The following is a 22,778-nucleotide window of genomic DNA, read 5'->3' on the forward strand; positions in this document are numbered from 1 at the left end:
GTGGACAAACAACGTGCGGTGAAGGCCGCAACCAGCACCTTCGGTGTAGAACTTCGGGCACAACGGGTCCTCAAAGGACTCTCGTTGAGCAGGCTGTCCACCTTGGTGCACTACGACAAAGGGCATCTGAGCCGCGTCGAACGCGGGTTGACGATGCCAACCGCTGAACTCGCCCGTGCCTGCGACGAGGCGTTGCAGGCCGATGGACAGCTGCTCGCGCTGCACGACATCGAGGCCGTGCGCCCGACTGCGGGACCGCGGCCAGCGCAACTGCCTGGCGCACCGACAATCTTCGTCGGGCGCTCGTACCACCTGCGCCGGATCACCGAACTCGTCGGTGACGACCAGCGGCCCGGAGCGGTGGCCATCGTGGCCATCGACGGCCCGCCGGGTGTCGGCAAGACCTCGCTCGCGCTGTCCTGGGCCCATCAGGCCCAGGACAGTTTTCCCGACGGAGTGCTCTTCGCCGACCTGGCCGGCTACGGCCCGAACCCGAATCCCGCCACACCGAGCGAGATCCTCGAAGGTTTCCTCCGCGCCCTGGGCGTTGAGGCGGATCGGATCCCGGTCGAGGAGAGCCAACGCACCGCGCTGTACCGCTCGCTGCTCCACCAGCAGCGAGTACTTGTCGTGCTGGACAACGCGGTCGACTCCGGGCAGGTGCGTCCACTGCTGCCAGGTTCGGAAACCTGCGTCGTGGTGGCCACCAGCCGAACCCGGCTCTCCGGCCTGGTCATCACTGACGCCGCCGTGGGTATCACGCTCAACCCGCTCAGCCCGAACGAGTCCATTGGCCTCATCCGCACGATCATCGGAGACCCTCGCGCCGATGCCGATCCCCAGGCAGTCGCGAGCATCGCCCACCGGTGTGCCTACCTTCCGCTGGCCCTCCGGATCGCCGCGGAACGCCTCGTCGCCCACCCCCGCCGCGCCGTCACCGAGCTGGCCACCGACCTGATCGCCGAGGGCGACCGGCTCGACGTACTCACCGCCGGGGACGACGACACCCTCGCGCTGCGCGCGGTGTTCTCCTGGTCCTACCGCACCCTCGGCGACAAGGAAGCGCTGCTGTTCCGGCAGATGGGCTTGCACCGGGGCCCGTACCTGAGCGCTGAGGCCGCGGCGGCACTGGCCGGTCTCCCGGTGGCGCGGACCCGGCTGTTGCTGACCCGGCTGGTCGAGGCCCACCTGGTCGAGCAGCTCGACTCCGGCACCTACCGGCTCCTGGGCCTGCTTCGGCCCTATGCCTTCCAGCTGGCCGAGGAGACCGACCTCCTCGACGACAGCGCATTGGCCGTCGCCCGCCTGGTCCGCTGGTACCAGTATTCGGCCCACGCGGCCTACCGGATGTTGACCCCGAACTGCCCCGACCTGCACCTGGCTCCGCCCGGCCACGGAATCCACCCATTGCGGTTCGCCTCCTATGAAGAGGCGGTGGCATGGTGTGAGGCTGAACAGGCCAACTTCGCCCCGGTCCTGGCCGCAGGACGCCAGGGCGGACTGAACATCGCCTGCTGGCAGCTTGCCGCCGTGCTGATCGGCTACTTCCTGCTCCGCAAACCTTGGGGAACCTGGGTGGCCACCCAACAGATCGGTGCGGAGGCGGCACAAGCTGCCGGCGACCCACTCGCCGAAGCCTGGGTCCGGGCCAATCTCGGCGAGGCACACCGTCAGCAGCGCCAACTTGACGACGCGCAACGCCACTTCGAGTTCGCGCTCTACCTCAGTTGCCACGAACCCGCGGCGCTGGGGCACTGCTGGGCGTTGGCGGGTATGGGCTTCCTCGCCATGGACCGCAAGCAGTACGGGGAAGCCGTCAACGCTCTCGACAAGGTAGTCGGCTACTTCGGCACCAGCGGCTACCTCTACGGCGAAGCAACCGTGTTCGCCGCCCTGGGCGACGCCTACCGCGGGCTGGGCGATCTGGACCGCGCCCTGTACTACGGCGGTCAGGCGCTGGAGCTGTTCCAGGTGATCCACGACCGCAAGTCACAGGGGGACACCCTCATTCGCCTGGCTCGCACCGCCGGCGCACGCCGGGAGTTCGACCTGGCGTACGCCTACTGCGCGGAAGCTCTCGCCGCCCACCGTGAATGCGGCGACCGCTGGAGCGAGGCGGCGGATCTGCAGGAGAAAGGCAACCTGCTGATACTGAGTGGCAGCGATGTGTCTGGCGCCCACAAATACTGGCGTTCCGCGCTGGAGATATTTGAGGATATCGATCGACTCAAGGCTGCCGAGATTTTGGCGATTCTCCCGTAGTCGAAGACTGTCCTGGGTGCCGATCTTGCCGCGCCGGCAGGCGGCCACGTCCTGCCTGTCCGGCCACCCACTGCGACCAGTCAGGACTCCTTGACCAGTGCATCGTGCACGCGGATCGCCGACCTGACTGCCAGCTTACGGTAGCTCCAATGGGGGTTGTATTCGTTGTACAACCTTACAACCCCTGTCGCAACGCCAGAAAATTCGACATAGTTTCTGTATGTGTTACGCAAGTCAGCACCTCTATTTGCAATTTTGTCCTGGCGGGGGTGCGTCATGAGCAACGCCCGCCTCGTTGTCTGCGGACTGCCGAGTGAAATGGTTGTGGTCGGATTACAGCAATCACCGCTGAGCTGCTATCTCGAACCGGTAGCCGAGAACATCGACCAGCTTCGGCTCATGACCGACGGCGCCGACCCGCTCATTCGCGGCGGCAGGCCACTCGTCTTCGTCATCACCGACACCGCCGGGCCACTGGCTGACGTGGCCACCTGGATCGAGCTGATGTCGGCTCAGCCAGCCGAGGAAGTCGCGGTGGTCCTGGTGGACACCGGTTCCGCGGACAAGCGCGCCTCGCCTGCGCACCAGGAGCGTGTGCTTGTCCACACCTGGGGCCAGCCGGACACCGAACCCGCCGGCCTCTTCGAGAGCGTGGGCACCGCGCTCGCACACCTGCAACCAGACAGTCACCCGGCTCCGAAACGCGTCACCGAGCCACATGTCCTCGTCGTGGCCACCACCCGGGGCGGCGCAGGCGGTTCCACCGTCGCGCTCTCCCTGGCCGCCTACCTCGGCGCCCAGACCACCAGGAGCAAGCGGGTCTGCCTGCTCGACCTGGACCTGAGCACCCCTGCGTTGGCCAGCATGACCGGCGCCACGCCGAACACCACCCAGCCGCTGCTGCTCGAACGCCACATCACCCTGGGCGTGATCAACCGCCACGTCACTCCGCTGCCCGCATGGCGAATCGACCTCCTGCCCGGCTGCACCACGCCGCTGGAGTCCCGATTCGTCCCGCCGGCCGCGGTAGCGGCGACCGTCGACCTCCTCGCCGGGCACTACGACCTCGTCGTCATCGACGCCGGCCGCCTCCGCTGGGACCTCGACGGTCCGGAGCACACCATGATCGAGTCCGCCAGCCAGGTCCTGATCGTCGCCGACCCCGCCCGCAACACCGTCAACGGCCTTGAACACCTCTCCACCACACTGTGCGGACCCACCGGCCATGACTTCCCAGCTCGCCACACCGGCCTGGTCTGGAACCGGGTCCGCGCCAGTCCCACCCCGGTCGAGTTCATCGACCAGCACGGCAGCGACCTCGTCGAGCTTGCCCATCTGCCCGACATCAGCGACAACTCGGCACATGCCGCCACAACTGGCCAGGGCGGGCAACGTCCGCTCGACAACCCCGCCTGGGCCGCCAGGATCCACCTCCTTCTGGAAGCGGTCGCCGGACCGGGTTGCGTCACTCCGGCCACCCCGGACGTCGCCGACCTGCTGCCCACCCTGCATCGTGACGGCACACCCCGCACCGAGATCCGGGTCCGCCGCAAGTTCTTGTCCCGCTTCGTCCTCACCGCGCAGACAGCCGGACGGAAGACGTGACCGCCATGGTCAGCCGGCCGAGCCTTAACCACATCAGGCAGCTCTGCGCCGCGCACACCAGCCTGGACATCGACGCCCTCACCGCCCTGGCACCGATCGCCGCCGATGGCCACCGCGCTCACCTCGTCCTGCACATCGCCGCCCATTGCCAGGACTGGATAGCTGGGCGCAGCACGCCGCCGGAGTTCATCACCTTGTCCAAGCACGCCAAGGGACTCAACTGGGACGCCGCGCGGCACAGCGCCGACGATCCCGCCCAACGCGCCGAACTCGAACTGCGGCGCAGCATCGGCGAGGTCGCCACCACCCACCTGGTGCGCCTGGCCGAACCGCTCGTCCAACGCGTTGTCCGGCAGCTCATGCACCGGACGGCCAGCCGTACCGCGGTGCTGGACACCGGCGACATGCTCAACGTCGCACGCCTGGCCGTGACTCAGGGCATCTGGGCTTACGACCCGGCCCGCTGCTCCGGTCCGTACTATCTGCGGCGCTGGATCGAAGAACACGCTCACCGCAACGCCGCACCGGTGATGTACCAGGTCAGCGTGCCCACCCGGACCCATCGGAAGTTCGTGCGCCTGGCCGCGGTCCGGGCCACCCTCGCCAGCCAGCTCAACCGGGAACCAACCCACGGCGAACTCCTCGCTCACCCGGACTCGGGTTTCACTCAGGCGGACCTCGACGACGAGCGCGCGACCAGGCCACGCCGGTGCCGCACCGGCGCCGGCTTGAACCCGGGTTTGCCGGAGGACCTCTCCGCCGAAATCGATCCGATGGTGCCCGCCACCCACGACCGCGCCGACTCGCAGCCGAACGACGTCGAGACCGAGGTGATCGACAAGCTGGGCGAACAGCGGCAATTGGCCGCGGTCGGTTGGCGCGCCGCCGTGCAGATCCTCCAGCTCGGCGAGCAGCAGACCGAGATCCTTGCCCGGCACGCCGGACTTCCGCCGCACGAGTCCCTCAGCGAATCCCAGCGCTCCGAGGACACCATCGCGGCCCACCTCGGTCTGCCCGCCGCGATGGTCCACGAGGTGCTCATGGAGATCCGCTGCCAGCTCAGCTTCACCGCCGGCCGCCTGCACCACATCCTCGGCCGACTGTCCACTGAGGACATCGAACAGCTGGAGCTGGTGACCTTCCAGCGGTACCTGGGCCCGCTTCCAGCGGACTCGCCGCCACCGAGCCCGCTACCCAGGTTGTTGACCATGCCGCTGCCGACCGGCCTGCCGCAGCCCCGGACGGAGGACCGGTCGAACCAGCCGACGCCGGTCAGCCGGTACCTGTGCGGACACTGCGGATGGCGGGGCCACGAACGGGCAAGGCAACCACGCTTCGTTCTCCGGCAACTACGTTGTCCGGACTGCGACCGCTGCGCCGACCTCACGACTGAGACCAGCGGGGTAGCAAATCCCCAGTCCTGAACCGACACGCCTTCAGGCGAGGTCTGCGGCATCCTCGGAAGCCGCCGAAGCAAGCCGGTCCTCCCAATACCCCCGGACGAGCGGGGCGACCACGGTCGTGGCGATCTGAATCGCCTCGCCACGGCTGAATCGGAACCTGCGATCCAGCTCCGGAGTCCACTTCGGCACCGCCTTCTCCCACAACCCATGCCCGACCCGGTCGAAGGAGGCGTCGTCATACCGGACCGCCCAGCACAGCCCGTCGATGTCGTCATCCCCGCAGTGGACGACCAGGACCGCCAGATCCGGCCGATCCTCAGCTGAATCGTTGGGCCACAAAGGGAACCGGAACTCGGTGGCGTGAGCAAGCAGTCCCCGGCCGGAGTAGACCCCGGCCGCGGGTCCGCCGGGCCGGAACCGCACCGTCCACCAAGCGATCAGGCCCAGCACGACGAATCCGACGATGAAGCCTGCGGCGACGATGACGTCGCGAAGTTCTGGAGACATCTTCAATCCCTTCCCCGAGGCCAACACGTCCGGTCGGCCGAGCACTTCTCGGCAGACCAGGTAACGCCCGCTGCCACGCTGACCAGGCGCCGCCCGACTAACCTGGTTGTGCTGCAACGGATGCTCATGGCGGTGGAGAGTCGGGTTCCCGGGCGATTCCGTGCGATCGTGCGCGATTGCACCGCCCTCCAACGCCGGTACCATGGCTGTACTGACGCCGAGCTGACCGCGCGTTATCAACGGCTGCGCGCGTTGGCAGGCCGGCGGTCGCCACCCCGGTACCTGATGGCGCACACCTTCGCTGTCGGCAGGGAAGCCGCTCGACGTGCCCTGGGGATGGCACACCGACCCATGCAACTACTCGGCGCGGCAGCGGTCGCCCACAACCGGATCGCCGAGATCGCCACCGGCGAGGGCAAGACCATCACGCTGTTCCTCGCCGCGGTTTTCCACGCCCTGCCCGGCAACGGCGTACACGTCATGACCGCCAACCCCTACCTCGCCACCCGGGATGCAGCCGCACTCGCACCCGCGTATCGCTTGCTCGGGCTGACCGTCCACGCCTTGCCGGAGACCGCCGACCGGGAACAGCGCCGCCTCGCCTACGCCGCCGACGTCACCTACGGGACCGTCACCGAGTTCGGCTTCGACCACCTCCGGGACAACCTGGTCACCGACCCCGCTGACCGTGTCCGCCGCGGGGCGCCCGTGGCGATCCTGGACGAGGCGGACGCGGTGCTGGTCGACGAGGCCAACACCCCACTGGTCCTCACGACCTCGACGGGGTCCCCAACCTCGCCACGGGTCAGTGCGCTGGCCGCCGCTGTCCCGCAACTCGCACCCGTACTCGACTACCGCGGCAACCTGGCAGCGGGCACGGTCGGCTACACCGACCACGGCTGGCAGCGCCTCCGCCACCTGTGCGCCGCCACACCCGATGCCTGGTGCTCTCCGAGTTTTCTGACCTCGGCGCAGAACGCCCTCGCCGCGCACCTGCTCTACGAGGCCGGCCGCGACTACCTGGTCGACCAAGGCCAGGTGGTGCTCCTGGATGTCCACACTGGACGGTCTCTTCCTGGGCGTCGCCTGTCCGATGGGCTGCACCAGGCGTTGGAGGCGAAGGAGAACGTTCCGGTGCACGCCGATCCGGTCCCGCAGGCATCGATCAGCGTGCAGCGGTTCCTACGGCAATACCGCGCCCTTGGCGGGGTGAGCGGCACGGTGATCACCGAGGCCGCTGAACTCCACGACACCTACCGGCTTCCCGTCGTCCGCATTCCGGCGCACCGGCCCCTGCGGCGCGAAGACCTGCCCGACCAGCTCTACCTGACCGCCGCCAAACGCGACATCGCCCTGATCGACCAGGCTGCTTCCGCACACAGCCAGGGACGATCGGTGCTCATCAGCGCACCCAGCATCGCCGTTGTGCGGTCGTTGTCCACTCGACTGACCAAGGTCGGCATCTGCCACCAAGTGCTGACCGCGGAGCATGATGACGTCGAAGCCGCGATCGTGGCCGGAGCCGGAGAGCTGGGCGCGGTCACCGTGGCCACCGCGTTGGCTGGCCGCGGCACCGATATCCGCCTTGGCGGACCGGTTGGTGCCATGGCACAGCGGATCCGCGGGCTCGGCGGGCTCCTGGTCCTCTCCGCTGGGAGGTCGACGTCCCGGCGAACTGACCGGCAACTCGCCGGACGGGCTGGCAGACAAGGAGATCCCGGCGCAACGCGGTTCCTGCTCTCGGCCGAGGATGACCTCCTGTTGGACAACGCCCCGAGCGAGCTACGCCGACTGGTCGATGCGTCCCCGCCGCACCCCGGTACACCGCTTGTCGGGTGGCCAGTCGATCGACTTGTCCATCGAGCGCAGGCCGTCGCGGACTGGCGCCGGTTCGCCGAACGGCGGCAGACACGGCGCTACGACGAGGTGATCGGCCACCAGGACAAGGTGGTGACGCGAAGCAGGAACGAGATCCTTACCGGCGATCTCCGCGAGGTGTTGGCCGCGCTTGCCTTCAGGGGCAGCGAATGGTCGCCCGACACGCTCCGCCTGCTGGATCCGCGGCCGTGGCCAGCGGTCACCTACTCCGGCCCGGACGGGATTACGGTGGCAGTGCAGGATCGGATCGCCGATGCCCTGACCCGCCAAAGGGACGAGGAGATCCGAGTTCGCCTGCTGGCTGTTGTCGATCAGGCGTGGGCGGAACACCTCCAGGTGCTGCTGGCACACCAGGACGCCAGCCACACCGCGGTCTGGTCCCGCACCGACCCGGCCGAGGAGTTCCGGCGCCTCGCCATCATCAGCTACCGGGAACTCCGCCTCCGCACCCGGCGAGACCTCCTCCGTGCACTTCTGCACGACCAGCCGCTGGCAAAACTGCCCAAACGAGCGCGGGAGGCACCTTGACCGGGTACCTGCCTCCCGAACAGCGCGACGTTTGTTGCGCGGCGCCGACGCCACCCGCCGGACCTAGATGAGCCTGGGTGCGTCCGCTCTTGCTCGGCTCGGAGCAGACCACGATCGGCGACGGCATGCGCCCAAGACCACGGCGCGGCGGCGAGGGGGAACCGAAAGTGCCGCCACGTGGTCCCCGTCCGCCTCCAACAGCACCGGCGACGCGGGCGCGGTCAATTTCAGTGCGAACCTGCCGTGCGTTGCTCACGGGTTGACGTTTCGCCTGGTTGAGAGTCGTTGGCGGTGGTTGACGGGCGGGCCTGCCACCAGCTCTGGACGGCCTGGAGGATCTCCTGGCCCACGCGGTCAAGGAACTCGGACGCGTCGGCCAGCCGGGCGCCGGCCGGGGTGTCAGAACCCAGAATTGTGGCGGTGCGGCGGGCACCCTCGGCCAGCAGGGTGTTGCGCTGGGCGCTGGCCAGCAGCGACCGGTACCACAGGTCGCCCCCCAGGACGTAGCGCTCCCGCCGCCCCGAGGTGTCACGCTCTCGCCGGATGAGTTCCTGCGCCTCCAGGTAGCCGACCGCCTTGGAGACCGAAGCCGGACTGACCCGCAGCCGCCGCACCAGTTCGGCGGCGGTGAGGCTGCCGGAGTCCGTGGCGTACAGGCAGGCGAACACGCTGGCCGCCATCTGCGGCAGGCCGGTCTGGGTCAGCATGGCGGTGAGTTCGGCGAAGGCGGCGGCCACTGCCTCCGGGGCGCGCCCGTACTGGTCCGCAGCTGTAGGCGCCGACCGCGCCGGGGCGCTCTTACGCCGGCGCGCACGCCGGACGGAGGCCCGCTGCGCATCCCCGGCCCGGTAGCCGGCGACCCCGCCATTGCGGGCCACCTCGCGGGTGACCGTGGACGTGGGCCGTCCCAAACTCCGGGCGATGTCGGCGTACCCGCGTCCGGCGGCCAGTCCCGCGGCGATGTGCTGCCGGTCCTGCGAGGTCAACCTGCCTGCGGGCATCAACGCTCCTTCTCCAACCACTCGCGGGTGTCCGGCACTAGTCCCATCGCAACACTACCTGAACCACAGCGTTGCATTTAGCGACAGCGCCAACGCAAGAACTGCGCCCATCTGAGCAGTTCATACGCGTCCATAGGGTCATCATCGTCGTTGACGACTTGGTAAACGCTACGTAGCTTTCGCCACATCGTGAAGGACAAGACAGCTGCCTCCCGAATAGGACGACACCTGACATGACCACCGACCCTGTCCCGGCCGGCTCCGGCCGCCTGCCGACCTCCGCCGATCCGGGCTCGCGGGGAGCCGCAGCGGTCACCGGCGGCCGTTCCCTGGCGCCGGACCTCGCGCGCGGCCTGATGCTCTTGCTCATCGCCCTGGCCCACGCGCCCGGGTTCCTCAGCTCCTGGCGATCCGGCATGCCGCAACTCGACGACGTCGTGCTGTTCGTCAAGTCGCTGATCGCCGACAACCAGGCCCGCGCCATGTTCGTGGTCCTGTTCGGCTACGGCATGGGGCAGCTCACCCACCGGCATAAAGCCCGTGGCGGCGACTGGCCGAGCTTGCGCGCCCTGCTGCGACGGCGCGGGCTCTGGCTCGTCGTCATCGGGTTCGCCCACACCATCCTGCTGGTGCCCATCGACATCGTGGCCATCTACGGCCTCACCCTGCTGCTGTGTACCCCGCTAGTCCGCGCCAGCGACAAGACACTCGGCTGGACCGCCGCCCTGTCCCTGGTGCCCGCGACGCTGCTGCTGGCCTGGCAGAGCGTGACCGCCCAGCTCGGCGCGGCGGCCGGGACACCGGTCACCTTCGCGCCGTTCATGGAGCCCAGTTACGGCGCGCACGTGCTCGCCAACGTGACCAAGCCGGCCCAGGCGGTCATCGGCATCGTCATGGTGCTGCCCGGAATGCTGCTGGGAATCTGGGCTGCCCGCCGCCGGTTCCTGGACCACCCGGCCCAGCACCGGTCGACGCTGCGCCGTGCCACCCTCGGCCTGCTCGCCCTGGCCCTGATCGGAAGGCTGCCCGCCGCCCTGCTGGCCGCCGGGGTGTGGAACAGCACGGACATCGGCGTGCACTGGACCGTCGCCATCGCGCACGACCTGACCGGGTACGCCGGCGGTATCGGCCTGGCCGCCGCCATCGGCCTGGCAAGTGCCCGGATCGGGGACCGGCCCGGACGGCTCACCATGGCGCTGGCCGCGTTGGGCCAACGGTCACTGACCTTCTACCTGTTCCAGTCCGCGGTCTGGCTGCTGCTGTTCTACCCGTTCACTCTGAACTTGCGCGACCAGGTGAGTTTGGCCGGTAGCTATGGCATCGCCGCGGCGGTCTTCGTCGTCTCGGTGCTGCTGGCCGAATGGATGCGCCGCACCGGAGCGCGCGGACCGATGGAGGTGTTGTTGCGCCGGATGTCGTACCCGCGCCGCTGACCAAGCCAGGCGTCAATAGAGCGGAGACCGGATTCCTGCGTTTCCGAGGGGCAAGGCAGAGGGAGGCGCCCGGATAGGACGCCTCCCTCCCGAACCGCACGACGCTACAACGGCAGGCATTTCCTGCCGGTGCGGACCAGGTGCTTGGCCCACACCCAGCCGCCGCCCGAGCCGGTCAGCTCGCGGACCATGTCACCGGAATCCCGGTGAGGGAAGGCGTGCTGGTCGGCCCACACGATGGTGCCGCTGTAGAGGTAGCCGATCCTGCTTGCGACGTTAGGGATGAACTGCTGGTCGGCGTACTTGTACGTACCGCCACGCCAGACCGCGAACTCGCAGACGATGACCTGATTGGTCGTCATCGGCGCGGCCGCCGCGATCCCGGTCAATCCGGCGACCATGGCCAGCGTGCTGATCATGAACAAAATCGCGATGTGCTTCATCAGAAGGCGTTCCTTTCCAGCCAGACATCGGGAACGCCCTTCCAGGTAACGCAACCGACGTCGCGCCTGCGTTACCTGCTCCAGCACACAGAAACATCGGGAGGAGGCCGCGATGCGACGCGACTTCTACGCACCGTCCACATCGGACGAAGAACAGACCGCGCCGCTCGCCGACGACGACCTGCAACGCGGTCGACAAGCAGTCGCGCACGCCCGGCGGCTGCTGCGCGGCGACACCGACACTGCCCGCCGCACCCGAGTGGGACTGGCCGTCATCGGCAGCATCGGCGCCCTGGCCGCAGCCGCCCCCATGCTCGCCGCCGTCCAGGAACAACCCCAAGCACCAGCACCGGAATCGCCCGCCGCCTCGCCGCCGGAGACCACATCCGGGGTGGCCAACTCATCCGCCACCCTGAACCCCGTCGTCACCAAACTCGACCAAGGCGAGGAGTTGCTGCGTACCCTGGCGCGCTCGGTCGAAGCCGCCGAAAAGACGGTCACGCCGACGACCCGGAACAGCGCGACAGCCCTGGAGAAAGCCCTGCCGGCGATCACGGAGGCCAAGGACAAGGCCACGTCCGCCGCGGCCATGCTGGACGAGTTGCTCCCGGCCGTCGAACAGCTCGGCGACATCGAACTCAGCCAACGAGCCACCGCTGCGAGGCAGACCGCCACCACATTGGCCGCTCGCGCGAGCACAGCCTGGGACCGCCACCGCAAGGCCGTTGACGATGCCCACCAGACCCAACGCGTCGCAGATGCCCGTGCCGCCGACACCGCAGCCACCCGGGCCGTGGCCACCGCCGAGGACACCGTCCGCGGCATCCGCGAGCTACTGACCGGCGTGGCGACCGGACTGCGAGACCGCAAACCCGCGCTGCAGGTCGAAGGACTCCTTACCCAGGCCCGAACCAGCCTCGACGAAGCCCCCGCGACCATCACCGCCGCCCGCAAGGCTGTCGAAGCCGCGCAGTCCACTAGCGACGCCCAACCGGGGCGGACTGCCAAATCCCTCCTCGACCGGATGCAACACCTGGAGCAGGCCCTGACCATGGCACGAGCCGAAGTTCCAGCCCTGCTGGACAAGGTCGCGCGGCTACGCCAGAGCGAAACGGCCGACCTGGCCGCAACCGCGGCCCAGGTCGCCGCCGACGCGGTCACCTCAACCCGGCAGGCCCTCGACAGCGCAAGCAGTCACCTCGACAACGCCCAAACACAACGCGCCGCCCAGGACCCAGCAGCGGCAGTGCGCGCCACCGCGGTGGCGGCAGCGCGGTTGAACCAGGCACATCAGCTCCAGGCCACGGCCGACCAGGCCCTGCGAACCGCCGAGGGCGCGCAGCCCGCCGGCCCGGCCACCGCCGAGTTCAGTGGCCCGGCAAGGGCCCTCACCACGGCGACCACCGCCAACACAGCCAACACCGAGCGACTCGCCAGCCTCGACCAACGCCTCCAAGCACTGGCGGAATCCTTGGCCAGCCAACCCGTCCCGACAGCGCACACGTCACCGTCAACCGCGCCGACGCGACCTGCGCCCGCCGTGGCTCCCGCCGGACAGGCCGCCGGAGTCACCGTTCAACTCCCCGGTGGCCGCGGGACCGTGCAGGCCCCCAACGCCAAGGCCGCGAGCGCGGTGCGCTCGGCGCTGAGCCAGCTCGGCGTCCGCTACGTCTGGGGAGGCCAGCAACCCGGCCGCGGCTTCGACTGCTCCGGCCTGACCAGCTGGGCCTACCGGCAGGCGGGCGTCCATCTACCTCGGGTATCCCGCGCGCAGACAGTCGGCGCCCGTGTCCAGGCCGGAGATCTCAAGCCCGGCGACCTGGTCGTGTGGGCCGGACACGTGGCCATGTACGTCGGGAACGGCTTGATGGTGGAAGCGGGCAGCCCAGTGCAGATCAGCCGCGTCCGGACCACAAACCTGAAGATGAAGTTCCTCGGCTTCTACCGGCCGACGAGTTGAGCAGGCAGCGTGTGCGCCTTGCGGAACACCCCTCGCGAGGTGGGTTCGACGGCTGACCGGATCGTCGCCTCACTCGTGCCTCGGATGCCAGAACTCCAGCCGATGTCCCCGATGCCGTTCCCTGAGCTGTCCGCGCTGCCCGGCGACACCTCGATGCGCTACGGGATGGGGACGGTGGACGCATCCGGCCGAGTGGCAGAGCGAACGGTTGTCCGCTCGTTGTCCTGGCAGCAGGGGGACAGGTTGCAGCTGCGCGTCGTGGCGAACGTCCTCGTCCTCCGTGCCGAGCCCTTGGGTCAGACGACGGTGGTTTCCGGCCCGTACGTCGCCATACCGGCGCCCGTCCGAATTCGAGTGGGGATCCGGGTCGGCGATCGCGTCCTGCTGGCCGCGGCGCCTGCGCACGAGGTGTTGCTGGTGCTGACCAGCGCGGTACTCGACGTGGCGCTCGTGTCGTTCTGGCAACGCCAGTGATGAAGGTCGGTGGCCGCACACGCGGATGCGCGGCCACCGACCTCTGCTCAGGTCTTGGCGAGAGGGTGTGGTTCACCCGTCAACGCGGCCAGCGCAGCGGCGACCTCATGGATGGACGCGCGCACGTAGGTACTGGTCGCACCCGCGTCGTTATTCTCCGCATGTCCGGCGAAAGCGCGGGCGACGGCATAACCGAAGTTGCGCTCCACCCACGTCAAGGTCGTGTGCCTGAGCCAGTGGGCGGTAACCATCTGGGCGCGAACCCAGGAGAGGTGCTTGCCCACGCGTTTCCACAGATGGTCATAGCGGCTGGCGGCCATCGGTCGGCCATCCGCGAATCGGAACAACTGCTCAGCTGGATCCCCGCCGCACCGGTGCAGGAAATGAGCCTGGAGGTGCGCCATCATGGTTGGCGAGACCGGTTGCCATCTGTCTTTTTGCCCCTTCTCGTGCAGCTGCACGAGGCACTGGTCCGGATCCAGGTCGCACGCTCGCAGCGCGAGGGCTCCGCCACGGCGGCAGGCGGTCTCGACGTGGAACCGCAGCAACAGCCCGTCCAGAGCTGGGTCATTTCCGGTGGTGGTCGCCACGGAGTTGATCTCGGCGAGGCGGGAGTCCTGGAGGCCATGTCGTCGGCTCGGCGGCGCAGCCGGTTTCTTGATCTTGAGCGTCGGATTGTCGTCTCTGCTCATCAACTTGTCGTCAACGAGGTGCCGGTACAAACACCGCACTGCGGAGACGAAATGCCCTGCCGCGCTGTATCCGCCTCGGGCGCTCCGCCGGATGACGACGTTCCGGCGGATCTCCTCCATCTTGGCTCGAATATCCGAGGGTGACAGCTCGTCCATTCGACGCTCGCCCCAGGACTTCTCGATGCGCTTCCAGTACGGCCCGTATGCCTTGCGGGCGCCGTCGGCAACCGCATCCGAGACGACGGGGATGTACTCCGCGAACGTCGGAACGGCAGGTCGAACCCGAGGGGGCTCCACGAGGTCCTCTGGTTTGAGTCCCATGCTGTCGAGCACTACGCGAGCTGCCTCGATCTGGGCATCGGTGGCCGGCTCGTTGGGCTGGTTCGTCACTGCTCGTCACCGCCCAGCAGGGAGGTGTGGTGCTCATGCAGCACCTGGTCGAGGACCGCGAGGTTGTAGACGACGAGATTCCGGCGCTCCGGATGCGCCACCACCAGCACCCGGTCACCGCTACGCAGGTCGCAGCGGTGCCGGATCGGGGCCGGGATGGCGACATACGGCTTCTGCCACATCTCGACCAGCCCGCCCCGGCTTGGCCTGGCCACGATCACTCCTCCGGCGACCAGGAACTCCAGCCGGTCGCCTGGCCGCCAGCCGAGGGCCGCCACGACCGCGCGGTTGGCGATCCGGCCGGACCGGTCGATGGTTCCCATGCCGTAGAACGTCGTGCACCTGGGCCGTGGCGTGGCCAGCTCGGCCAGGGGAGGACGCCGGTGAATTGCTCTCGGTCCGTGAGACGGGGTGTCGGGTACCGTGGATGGCGGTGCCAGTGCGGAGATAACGTTTTCAGTCACCGTGGCCGCCTTGCTGAACCACTGGTTCCTCGCCGCGAGCGAGGGGCTCACCAGCGACTACCCGACTGGGTGATGGCAGGACTGCGGACGACACGTCAGTTGTCTGGGGAGATCTCACCGGTCCGGCCAGTCGAACACCTGGGCGAACGGATGTCGGTGGGTCGTCCTAGCATGGTGGCTCCAGCCCTGCCCCAGACCGCAAGACCCTTGTGAAGGGACTCCACCTCAGTGGCCGACCGTCTCGTCGTTCGTGGCGCACGCGAGCACAACCTCCGCGGAGTCGATATCGACCTGCCGCGCGACAGCATGATCGTGTTCACCGGGCTCTCGGGCTCCGGTAAGTCGAGCCTGGCCTTCGACACGATCTTCGCCGAGGGCCAGCGCCGGTACGTCGAGTCGCTCTCGGCCTATGCCCGGCAGTTCCTCGGACAGATGGACAAGCCGGACGTCGACTTCATCGAGGGCCTCTCGCCAGCGGTGTCCATCGACCAGAAGTCCACCAGCCGCAACCCGCGCTCCACCGTCGGCACCATCACCGAGGTCTACGACTACCTGCGGCTGCTCTACGCGCGCGCGGGCAAGCCGCACTGCCCGGTCTGTGGCGAGCTGATCAGCAAGCAGAGCCCGCAGCAGATCGTGGACCAGGTGCTGGCCATGGGCGAGGGCGAGCGGTTCCAGGTGCTGGCGCCGATCGTGCGTGGTCGCAAGGGCGAGTTCGTCGACCTGTTCGAGCAGCTCCAGTCCCAGGGCTACTCGCGGGCCAGGGTGGACGGCACGGTGCACTCGCTGACCGAGCCGCCGAAGCTGAAGAAGCAGGAGAAGCACGACATCGCGGTGGTCATCGACCGGCTCGCGGTGAAGTCCAACGCCAAGCAGCGGCTCACCGACTCGGTGGAGACCGCGCTGCGGCTGGCCGACGGGCTGGTCGTGCTGGAGTTCGTGGACAAGCCGGAGGACGACCCGCACCGCGAGCGCCGCTTCTCCGAGCACCTGGCCTGTCCGAACGCGCACCCGCTGGCCGTGGACGACCTGGAGCCGCGGTCGTTCTCGTTCAACTCGCCCTACGGCGCCTGCCCGGACTGCACCGGCATCGGCGTGCGCAAGGAGGTCGACCCGGAGCTGGTCGTGCCCGACGACGAGCTGTCCCTGGCCGAGGGCGCGGTGGCGCCGTGGGCCAGCGGGCAGGCCGCCGAGTACTACGGGCGGCTGCTGGAATCGCTGGCCGAGACCATCGGCTTCCGGATCGACGCGCCGTGGAAGCGGCTGTCCTCGGCCGCGCAGAAGGCGGTGCTGCACGGCGTCGACAAGCAGGTGCACGTCCGCTACCGCAACAAGTACGGCCGCGAGCGCTCCTACTACGCCAACTTCGAGGGCGTGATCCCGTTCCTGGAACGGCGGCAGGAGCAGACCGAGTCCGACTACATGCGGGAGAAGTACGAGGGCTACATGCGGGAGGTGCCGTGCCCGGCCTGCCGCGGCACCCGCCTCAAGCCGGAGATCCTCGCGGTCACCCTCGGCCACCGCAGCCAGGGCGACAAGTCCATCGCGGACGTCTGCGCGATGAGCGTGCGCGACTGCGCCGACTTCCTCAACGGGCTGCAGCTGGACCGGCGGCAGAAGATGATCGCCGCCGCGGTGCTCAAGGAGGTGCAGGCCCGGCTCGGCTTCCTGCTCGACGTCGGCCTGGACTACCTCTCGCTGGACCGGGCCTCCGGCACGCTCTCCGGCGGTGAGGCGCAGCGCATCCGGCTGGCAACCCAGATCGGGTCCGGGCTGGTCGGCGTGCTCTACGTGCTGGACGAGCCGTCCATCGGCCTGCACCAGCGGGACAACCACCGGCTGATCGAGACGCTGACCAGGCTGCGCGACCTGGGCAACACGCTGATCGTGGTCGAGCACGACGAGGACACCATCCGCACCTCGGACTGGGTGGTCGACATCGGCCCCGGCGCGGGCGAACACGGTGGTCAGGTGGTGCACAGCGGACCGTATGAGGAGCTGCTGACCAACCCGCGCTCGGTCACCGGGCAGTACCTGTCCGGGGCCAGGGAGATCCCGATGCCCGCGCTGCGGCGGCCGGTGGACCGCCAGCGGCAGCTGACCGTGGTCGGCGCGCGCGAGCACAACCTGCGCGGCATCGACGTGGACTTCCCGCTTGGCTGCCTGGTCTCGGTCACCGGGGTGTCGGGGTCGGGCAAGTCGACGCTGGTCAACGACATCCTGGCGACCGTGCTGGCGAACAAGCTCAACGGCGCGCGGCAGGTGCCGGGGCGGCACACCCGGGTCACCGGGCTGGAGCACGTGGACAAGCTGGTGCGGGTCGACCAGTCGCCGATCGGGCGCACCCCGCGCTCCAACGCGGCCACCTACACCGGGGTGTTCGACCACGTCCGCAAGCTGTTCGCGGCCACCACCGAGGCGAAGGTGCGCGGCTACCAGCCGGGCCGGTTCTCCTTCAACGTCAAGGGCGGCCGCTGCGAGGCGTGCGCCGGCGACGGCACCATCAAGATCGAGATGAACTTCCTGCCGGACGTGTATGTGCCGTGCGAGGTGTGCAAGGGCGCCCGGTACAACCGGGAGACCCTGGAGGTGCACTACAAGGGCAAGACCATCGCCGAGGTGCTGGACATGCCGATCGAGGAGGCCGCGGGCTTCTTCGAGCCGGTGAACGCGATCTACCGGCACCTGCGCACGCTGGTCGACGTCGGGCTGGGATACGTGCGGCTGGGACAGCCCGCGCCGACCCTCTCCGGTGGCGAGGCGCAGCGGGTGAAGCTGGCCAGCGAGCTGCAGAAGCGCTCCACCGGCAAGACGGTCTACATCCTGGACGAGCCGACCACCGGTCTGCACTTCGAGGACATCCGCAAGCTGCTGCTGGTGATCAACGGCCTGGTGGACAAGGGCAACACGGTGATCGTGATCGAGCACAACCTCGACGTGATCAAGACCTCGGACTGGCTGATCGACATGGGTCCGGAGGGTGGTTCCGGCGGCGGCATGGTGGTGGCCACCGGTACGCCGGAGGACGTCATCGACGTGCCCAAGAGCTACACCGGCCAGTTCCTGGCCACCCTGCTGGCCAAGCAGGCGGGTGAGGTCCGCGCCGAGCCGAGGGCCGCGACCAACGGCAAGGCCAAGAGCAACGGCGCCAAGGCGGCGGCTCCGGCCAAGTCCAGCGGCAAGGACGCCGCCCCGGCGAAGTCCACCGGCAAGGACGCGGCGAAGACCGCGGGCACCAAGACCGCCGCCGCCAAGAACGGCGCGGCGGCCAAGAACGGCGTCAAGACGAAGGCCAAGGCCGGGGCGCGCTGACGGACTGAGCGCCGGGCCGGTCTGCTCGATCGGCCCGGCCCGGGGGAGCCGGGTGGCCTGTTCGGGCGGTACCGGCACGCTGTGCGATCCGGAATCACCCCCGCATTGGTGGTTTGGATCTGGGCCGGGTGAAGTCGGGTCGCGCCGGGACGCGGGCTGTCGGCGGCCGTCCGACGATGGTGGTCATGATCCTTGGGCTGCCCGCCGCTCCGGCACGTTCGCGTCCTGTCCCGGTGATCCGCCGTGCGGCGCGGGCCAGGGGGAGTGTGCCCGCGGCGGCGCTGGTGCTGGCGCTGGCGGGGACCGGGGTGTTCTGGTGGCAGCTCGGGCCGAGTGTCCACAGTGGACTTCGGGTGGGGCTGGCCTCGGTGTTCCTGGTGTTGTGCCTGAACGTGTCGTTGTTCGTGGTCACCGGGGTGCTGGGGTTCTGCGCGTTGCTGCGGGGGCGGCCGCCCTCAGCACTCGCGCCCGCTCGGGGTGGGCCGGGGCCGGGGAGTCGGACGGCGGTGTTGTTCCCGGTGTGCGATGAGGAGCCGGGGCTGGTGTTCGGGAATCTGCGGGCGGTGGCCGAATCGGCGGCGGGGGAGCTGGCCGCGGACTTCTTCGTGATCAGCAACTCGCGGGAGCCCGCCCAGCTCGCGGCGGAACGGCAGGCCTGGCAACAGGTTCGGGACTGGGTGCGGTACCGGGTGCGGGGTGGGCCTGGGCGCAAGGCGGCCAACGTGCACGAGTTCTGCGCGGTGTGGGGCGATGACTACGACTACCTGGTGGTGCTGGACGCGGACAGCGTGATGTCCGGGGCGACCCTGCGGCAGCTGGTCGGGCTGATGGAGGCCAACCCCGCGGCCGGACTGATCGAGGTGCCGGGCACGCCGGTGGGTGGGCGGACGGTGTTCGCGCGGCTGCAGCAGTTCGCGGCCGCGGTGTACGGGCCGATCTCCGCCTGGGGCAACCGGGTCTGGCAGCGCGGGAACGCGAACTACCACGGGCACAACGCGATCATCCGGATCGCGCCGTTCCGGGCGCACTGCCGGTTGCCGGAGTTGCCGGGCGGGGCGCCGTTCGGCGGCGAGATCCTCAGCCACGACTTCGTGGAGGCGGCGCTGTTGCGGCGGGCGGGCTGGGAGGTGTGGTCGGCGCCGGAACTGGGTGGCAGCTACGAGGCCGCGCCGCCGACGATGGTGGCCTACGCGCGGCGGGATCGCCGGTGGTGCCAGGGAAATCTGCAGCACCTGCGGGTGATCGGCTGGGCTGGGCTGACGTTCACCAGCCGGTTGCATCTGGCGCGGGGGGTGCTGCAGTACCTGGCCGCGCCGCTGTGGCTGCTGTTCGTGGCCGCGCATCTGTTCGCCGCGCCGCCGCGGACCAGCGCGCTGGTGCTCGGTGTTGTCGCGGTGTGGCTGACCATGCGGTTGCTCGGGGTGCTGGGCGTGCTGCTGACCCGGCGGCGGGGGAGCTGGCCCGCGGGGCGGTTGCTGGTGGGCGCGCTGACCGAGCTGGTGGCCTCGGTGCTGGTGTGGCCGGTGCTGGTGTTGCTGCACACCAGGTTCATCGTCGAGTTGCTGGCCGGGCGGGACACCGGGTGGCCGCAGCCGGACCGGGACGGGGCGCCGATCCCGTTCCGCCGCCTGCTGTGGTTCCACCGGGTGGAGCTGGGCACGGGGGCCGGGGTCGCCGGGCTGTGCGTGGTGTACCCGGCGGTGCTGACCGGGTGGCTGGTGCCGGTGCTGGCCGCGTGGCTGGGCGCGGCCGGGTTGTCCGCGGTGACCGGGCGGCGCAGCGGGCGGACCCTGTTGCTGGGCACCGAATTGGAGCGGCGGCCCGGCCAGGTGGTGCGCCGGGCCGCCGTGCTTCGTCGGGGTTACCGGGTCAGACGTGCGTGCTCAACCAGGTCAGCACCGCCTGCTGGAGCTGCGGCGCCGAAGGGTGCAGGTTGAGGTCGTGGCCCACCCCGGTCGCGACGTAGGCCGAGACGTTGGGGGCGTGGGTGTAGTAAGCGCTTTCCGTGTTGAGCACGGTGGTCGCGCTGGTGCAGTTGGTGGCGCCGGTGCCGCAGAACAGCTTGTCCGAGCTGCCGACGGCCAGCAGCACCGGCGCGTTGATCAGCGCCGAGTACGGCGGGATGATGCCGACACCGAGCGAGTCGGCCGTCTCCAGCGCGCTGAGCACGTCCTTGGTCTGCTCGTCCACCGCCAGCATGCCGGGATCGACCACCCCGGGATCGTGGAAGAGCACGCCGCGCTTGCCGGGTTTGCTGGTCAGGTAGGTCGGGTCGTAGCCGCCGCCGGAGAGCTGCGGGTCGAGCATGGCCGGGTGGATCTCGGTGAGCGCGGTGGCCAGGTTGACCAGGTTCGGCTGGTGCGTCATGCCGGTGAGCACCACGCCGTCCACGTCCCGGTGCGTGCCTGCCTCCAGCACCGAGATCGCCGAGCCGATCGAGTGTCCGATGAGGACGACCTTGGCGAAGGAACCGCGCAGCGTCTGGATCACCTTGTGCACGGCCTGGGCCTGCATCAGCGCGGTGACCAGGATGCTCGGCGGCCGCGAGCTGTCCCCGCTGCCCAGCCGGTCCACCACCGCGGTGGCGTACCCGGCGGCGTTCATCGCCTTGCGGAAGTTGTAGGTGCCCTCCTGGTACGGGAAGTCCCAGTAGGCGTGGTTGTAGGTGCCGCCGGGCACCATCACCAGCACCTTGGTGGCGCCGGCCGGGGTGCACAGCGTGCCGCGCATGTGGTGCTGGGTGAGCAGCACGGTGACGCTCTGGTCGATGGGCTGACAGACCGGATCGGGAGTGGCGGACGCGGTTGAGGGGACGAGGAGCTGGGCCAGCAGGACGGTGACAACCAGACCCAGTAGGCGGGTCACGACCGACCGTTGACGCATGGGACCTCCGTGTCTCGACAAACGGAAACAGCTTCAGCGCAGTCATGGTCGAGGGTTCACCGGAGGGCTGGATTCGGCCGAACGGGTGCTGACCCGGTCCGACACCACGATGTGATCATTTCGCGTCCGGCGGCTCAGCCCGCGCGGCGCTGCTCCACGATTCCCCGGTGCAGCAACAGGAATCCGGCCAGGCCCATCAGCACGCCCGCCAGCACGATGGGCTGCGGGCCGTAGAGGAAACCGAGCACGGTGGAGCCGGAGCTGTTCATCCCGCTGAAGTACATGAGTTCCTGCCCGGCCAGCGCGAGCCCGGTGAACAGCGGGCCAAGCGCCAGCGGCAGCGCGCCCCGGTCGGCCAGCAGCGGGGCCACCGCACCGGCGGCCAGGATCACCGCGACGATCACCAGGATCATGATCAGCCCGGCCGGCAGCCGTTCGGCCGCGGTGAGCAGGGCACGCACGCTGCCGCCTGCCAGTTCGTGCGCGAGCACGGTGGCGGTGGCCAGCGTCAGGCAGACCACCGCGCCGCTGAACAGCCTGCGGCGCACGGTGGCCGCCGCGATGCCCAGCACCAGTCCGGTGGCCGCGATCGGCAGGATCGGGGTGGCCGCCATGGTCATCGCGTAGTAGGCCGCGACCAGTGGCGCGCTGGAGGCCAGCGAGGCCGCGGTGACCAGGATCGCGATGCCCAGCACGCCGATCCCGGCGGCCACGCCCACCGCGATGGTGGCCACCAGGGTGATGGTGGCGGCCACACCGACCTCGGTCATGGACTTCGGCCCTGCCGGGAAGAACGCGCTGATCAGCTTGGGCAGCAACGGAAGCGGGCTGGCGTAGAGGCCGAGTTTGAGCATCCGGCGGTCCATCGGGTACTCGGCGGGCTCGCTGAGCCGCCCGGTGGTCACCGCGAGCACCGCGAGCACCGCGCCGATCAGGCCGAGCGCGGTCAGCAGCGCCACCGCGCCGTCCGGCGGCGGCGGGCCGGGCACCGGGGCCGGGCGGCCGAACAGGATCCGGCTGAACAGCTCCGCGCCGATCATCGCCGAGACCACCGCGGCCGCCGGGGCCCGCGCGCCGGAGCGGGCCAGGTGCTGGGCCGCGCCCAGGATGCCCGCGATCAGCAGTGAGCCGCCCATGGTGCCGCTGGCGGTGAGGGTGTCGATCAGCCCGACCTGGTCGGCGGCGTACCGGTCCGGCCAGCTGGTCTCGTGCAGCAGGGTCGGCCAGATCCGCACCACCGCGGCCGGCAGTCCGGCCAGCACCCCGGCCAGCAGCAGCCAGGGCCAGCGCCGGATCAGGCAGAGCCCGGCGGCGATGCCGATCACCCCGGCCACCGTGGTCACCAGCTGGCTGAAGTGCAGCTCCAGCGCGGGCCGGGTGGACAGGTCGGTCAGGTGCCGGGCTTCCGGGCCGATCAGGCCGATCAGCCCGGCGATGCTGGCCAGTACCACCGCGGTGATGACCCGGGGACCGAGTTGCCTGGGCCGCCGGTCCGGGTCGGCGATGCGGAGGGTGGCGGCCCCGGGGGTCATACGCAGCACGC

16 protein-coding genes are annotated in these 22,778 nt (G+C 69.4%); 9 read left to right on the forward strand and 7 right to left on the reverse strand.

Annotated features, from left to right (window positions below):
* From HNR67_RS16865 to HNR67_RS16875, 3 genes are all read left to right on the forward strand, one after another.
* Window positions 1-2,262, forward strand: a complete 2,262-nt coding sequence (locus HNR67_RS16865; protein ID WP_185003199.1) for an ATP-binding protein — start codon at window positions 1-3, stop codon at window positions 2,260-2,262.
* A 399-nt stretch (window positions 2,263-2,661) separates the two neighbouring features.
* The gene (locus HNR67_RS16870) at window positions 2,662-3,867 is read left to right on the forward strand and encodes an AAA family ATPase (RefSeq protein ID WP_185003201.1); all 1,206 of its coding nucleotides are present in this window, start codon (window positions 2,662-2,664) and stop codon (window positions 3,865-3,867) included.
* A 5-nt stretch (window positions 3,868-3,872) separates the two neighbouring features.
* The gene (locus HNR67_RS16875; RefSeq protein WP_185003202.1) at window positions 3,873-5,291 is read left to right on the forward strand and encodes a hypothetical protein; all 1,419 of its coding nucleotides are present in this window, start codon (window positions 3,873-3,875) and stop codon (window positions 5,289-5,291) included.
* Window positions 5,292-5,303: 12 nt separating this feature from the next.
* Here HNR67_RS16875 and HNR67_RS16880 read toward each other — a convergent pair whose 3' ends face one another.
* Window positions 5,304-5,894 (reverse strand): hypothetical protein, encoded by a 591-nt coding sequence (locus HNR67_RS16880; RefSeq protein WP_185003203.1) that lies wholly within the window; start codon window positions 5,892-5,894, stop codon window positions 5,304-5,306.
* Between the two features lie 3 nt (window positions 5,895-5,897).
* Between HNR67_RS16880 and HNR67_RS16885 the strand changes: the two genes are divergently transcribed.
* The gene (locus HNR67_RS16885; protein WP_185003205.1) at window positions 5,898-8,183 is read left to right on the forward strand and encodes a preprotein translocase subunit SecA; all 2,286 of its coding nucleotides are present in this window, start codon (window positions 5,898-5,900) and stop codon (window positions 8,181-8,183) included.
* A 227-nt stretch (window positions 8,184-8,410) separates the two neighbouring features.
* Here the strand turns inward: HNR67_RS16885 and HNR67_RS16890 are convergent, their stop codons facing one another.
* Window positions 8,411-9,184, reverse strand: coding sequence for a GbsR/MarR family transcriptional regulator (locus tag HNR67_RS16890; RefSeq protein ID WP_185003207.1), 774 nt, complete (start codon window positions 9,182-9,184; stop codon window positions 8,411-8,413).
* Window positions 9,185-9,417: 233 nt separating this feature from the next.
* On the opposite strand from HNR67_RS16890, the gene HNR67_RS16895 reads away from it, so the two are divergent.
* Window positions 9,418-10,617, forward strand: coding sequence for a DUF418 domain-containing protein (locus tag HNR67_RS16895; RefSeq protein WP_185003209.1), 1,200 nt, complete (start codon window positions 9,418-9,420; stop codon window positions 10,615-10,617).
* A 104-nt stretch (window positions 10,618-10,721) separates the two neighbouring features.
* Here the strand turns inward: HNR67_RS16895 and HNR67_RS16900 are convergent, their stop codons facing one another.
* Window positions 10,722-11,147: a hypothetical protein gene (locus HNR67_RS16900; protein ID WP_221489931.1), complete on the reverse strand. Its 426-nt coding sequence runs from the start codon at window positions 11,145-11,147 to the stop codon at window positions 10,722-10,724.
* A gap of 25 nt (window positions 11,148-11,172) precedes the next feature.
* Here HNR67_RS16900 and HNR67_RS46255 point away from each other — a divergent pair, with 25 nt between their 5' ends.
* Window positions 11,173-13,020, forward strand: coding sequence for a C40 family peptidase (locus HNR67_RS46255; RefSeq protein ID WP_312987438.1), 1,848 nt, complete (start codon window positions 11,173-11,175; stop codon window positions 13,018-13,020).
* Between the two features lie 111 nt (window positions 13,021-13,131).
* Window positions 13,132-13,494 (forward strand): AbrB/MazE/SpoVT family DNA-binding domain-containing protein, encoded by a 363-nt coding sequence (locus HNR67_RS16910; RefSeq protein WP_221489932.1) that lies wholly within the window; start codon window positions 13,132-13,134, stop codon window positions 13,492-13,494.
* A 47-nt stretch (window positions 13,495-13,541) separates the two neighbouring features.
* Here the strand turns inward: HNR67_RS16910 and HNR67_RS16915 are convergent, their stop codons facing one another.
* Together HNR67_RS16915 and HNR67_RS16920 are read right to left on the reverse strand one after the other, a co-directional pair.
* Window positions 13,542-14,576 carry a tyrosine-type recombinase/integrase gene (locus HNR67_RS16915; RefSeq protein ID WP_312987440.1) on the reverse strand — a complete coding sequence of 345 codons (1,035 nt, stop codon included), beginning with the start codon at window positions 14,574-14,576 and terminating at the stop codon, window positions 13,542-13,544.
* Entirely contained in the window at window positions 14,573-14,899 is a 327-nt protein-coding gene (locus HNR67_RS16920) for an AbrB/MazE/SpoVT family DNA-binding domain-containing protein (RefSeq protein WP_185003214.1), read from the reverse strand. Before HNR67_RS16920 ends, HNR67_RS16915 begins: the two co-directional genes overlap by 4 nt.
* 369 nt (window positions 14,900-15,268) lie before the next feature.
* Here HNR67_RS16920 and uvrA point away from each other — a divergent pair, with 369 nt between their 5' ends.
* Together uvrA and mdoH are read left to right on the forward strand one after the other, a co-directional pair.
* Window positions 15,269-18,352 carry an excinuclease ABC subunit UvrA gene (gene uvrA, locus HNR67_RS16925; protein WP_185003216.1) on the forward strand — a complete coding sequence of 1,028 codons (3,084 nt, stop codon included), beginning with the start codon at window positions 15,269-15,271 and terminating at the stop codon, window positions 18,350-18,352.
* 233 nt (window positions 18,353-18,585) lie between these two features.
* Window positions 18,586-20,289: a glucans biosynthesis glucosyltransferase MdoH gene (gene mdoH, locus HNR67_RS16930; protein ID WP_185003218.1), complete on the forward strand. Its 1,704-nt coding sequence runs from the start codon at window positions 18,586-18,588 to the stop codon at window positions 20,287-20,289.
* On the opposite strand, the gene HNR67_RS16935 is transcribed toward mdoH, so the two are convergent.
* Both HNR67_RS16935 and HNR67_RS16940 read right to left on the reverse strand, forming a co-directional pair.
* A complete protein-coding gene (locus HNR67_RS16935; RefSeq protein WP_185003219.1) occupies window positions 20,222-21,235 on the reverse strand; it encodes an alpha/beta hydrolase in 1,014 nt (337 codons plus the stop codon). The two genes, mdoH and HNR67_RS16935, sit on opposite strands and share 68 nt — an antisense overlap.
* A gap of 134 nt (window positions 21,236-21,369) precedes the next feature.
* Window positions 21,370-22,767, reverse strand: a complete 1,398-nt coding sequence (locus HNR67_RS16940) for a hypothetical protein (protein ID WP_185003221.1) — start codon at window positions 22,765-22,767, stop codon at window positions 21,370-21,372.
* Window positions 22,768-22,778 lie beyond the last annotated feature (11 nt).

The sequence above is a fragment of the Crossiella cryophila genome (genome assembly GCF_014204915.1).
Lineage (GTDB): Bacteria > Actinomycetota > Actinomycetes > Mycobacteriales > Pseudonocardiaceae > Crossiella > Crossiella cryophila.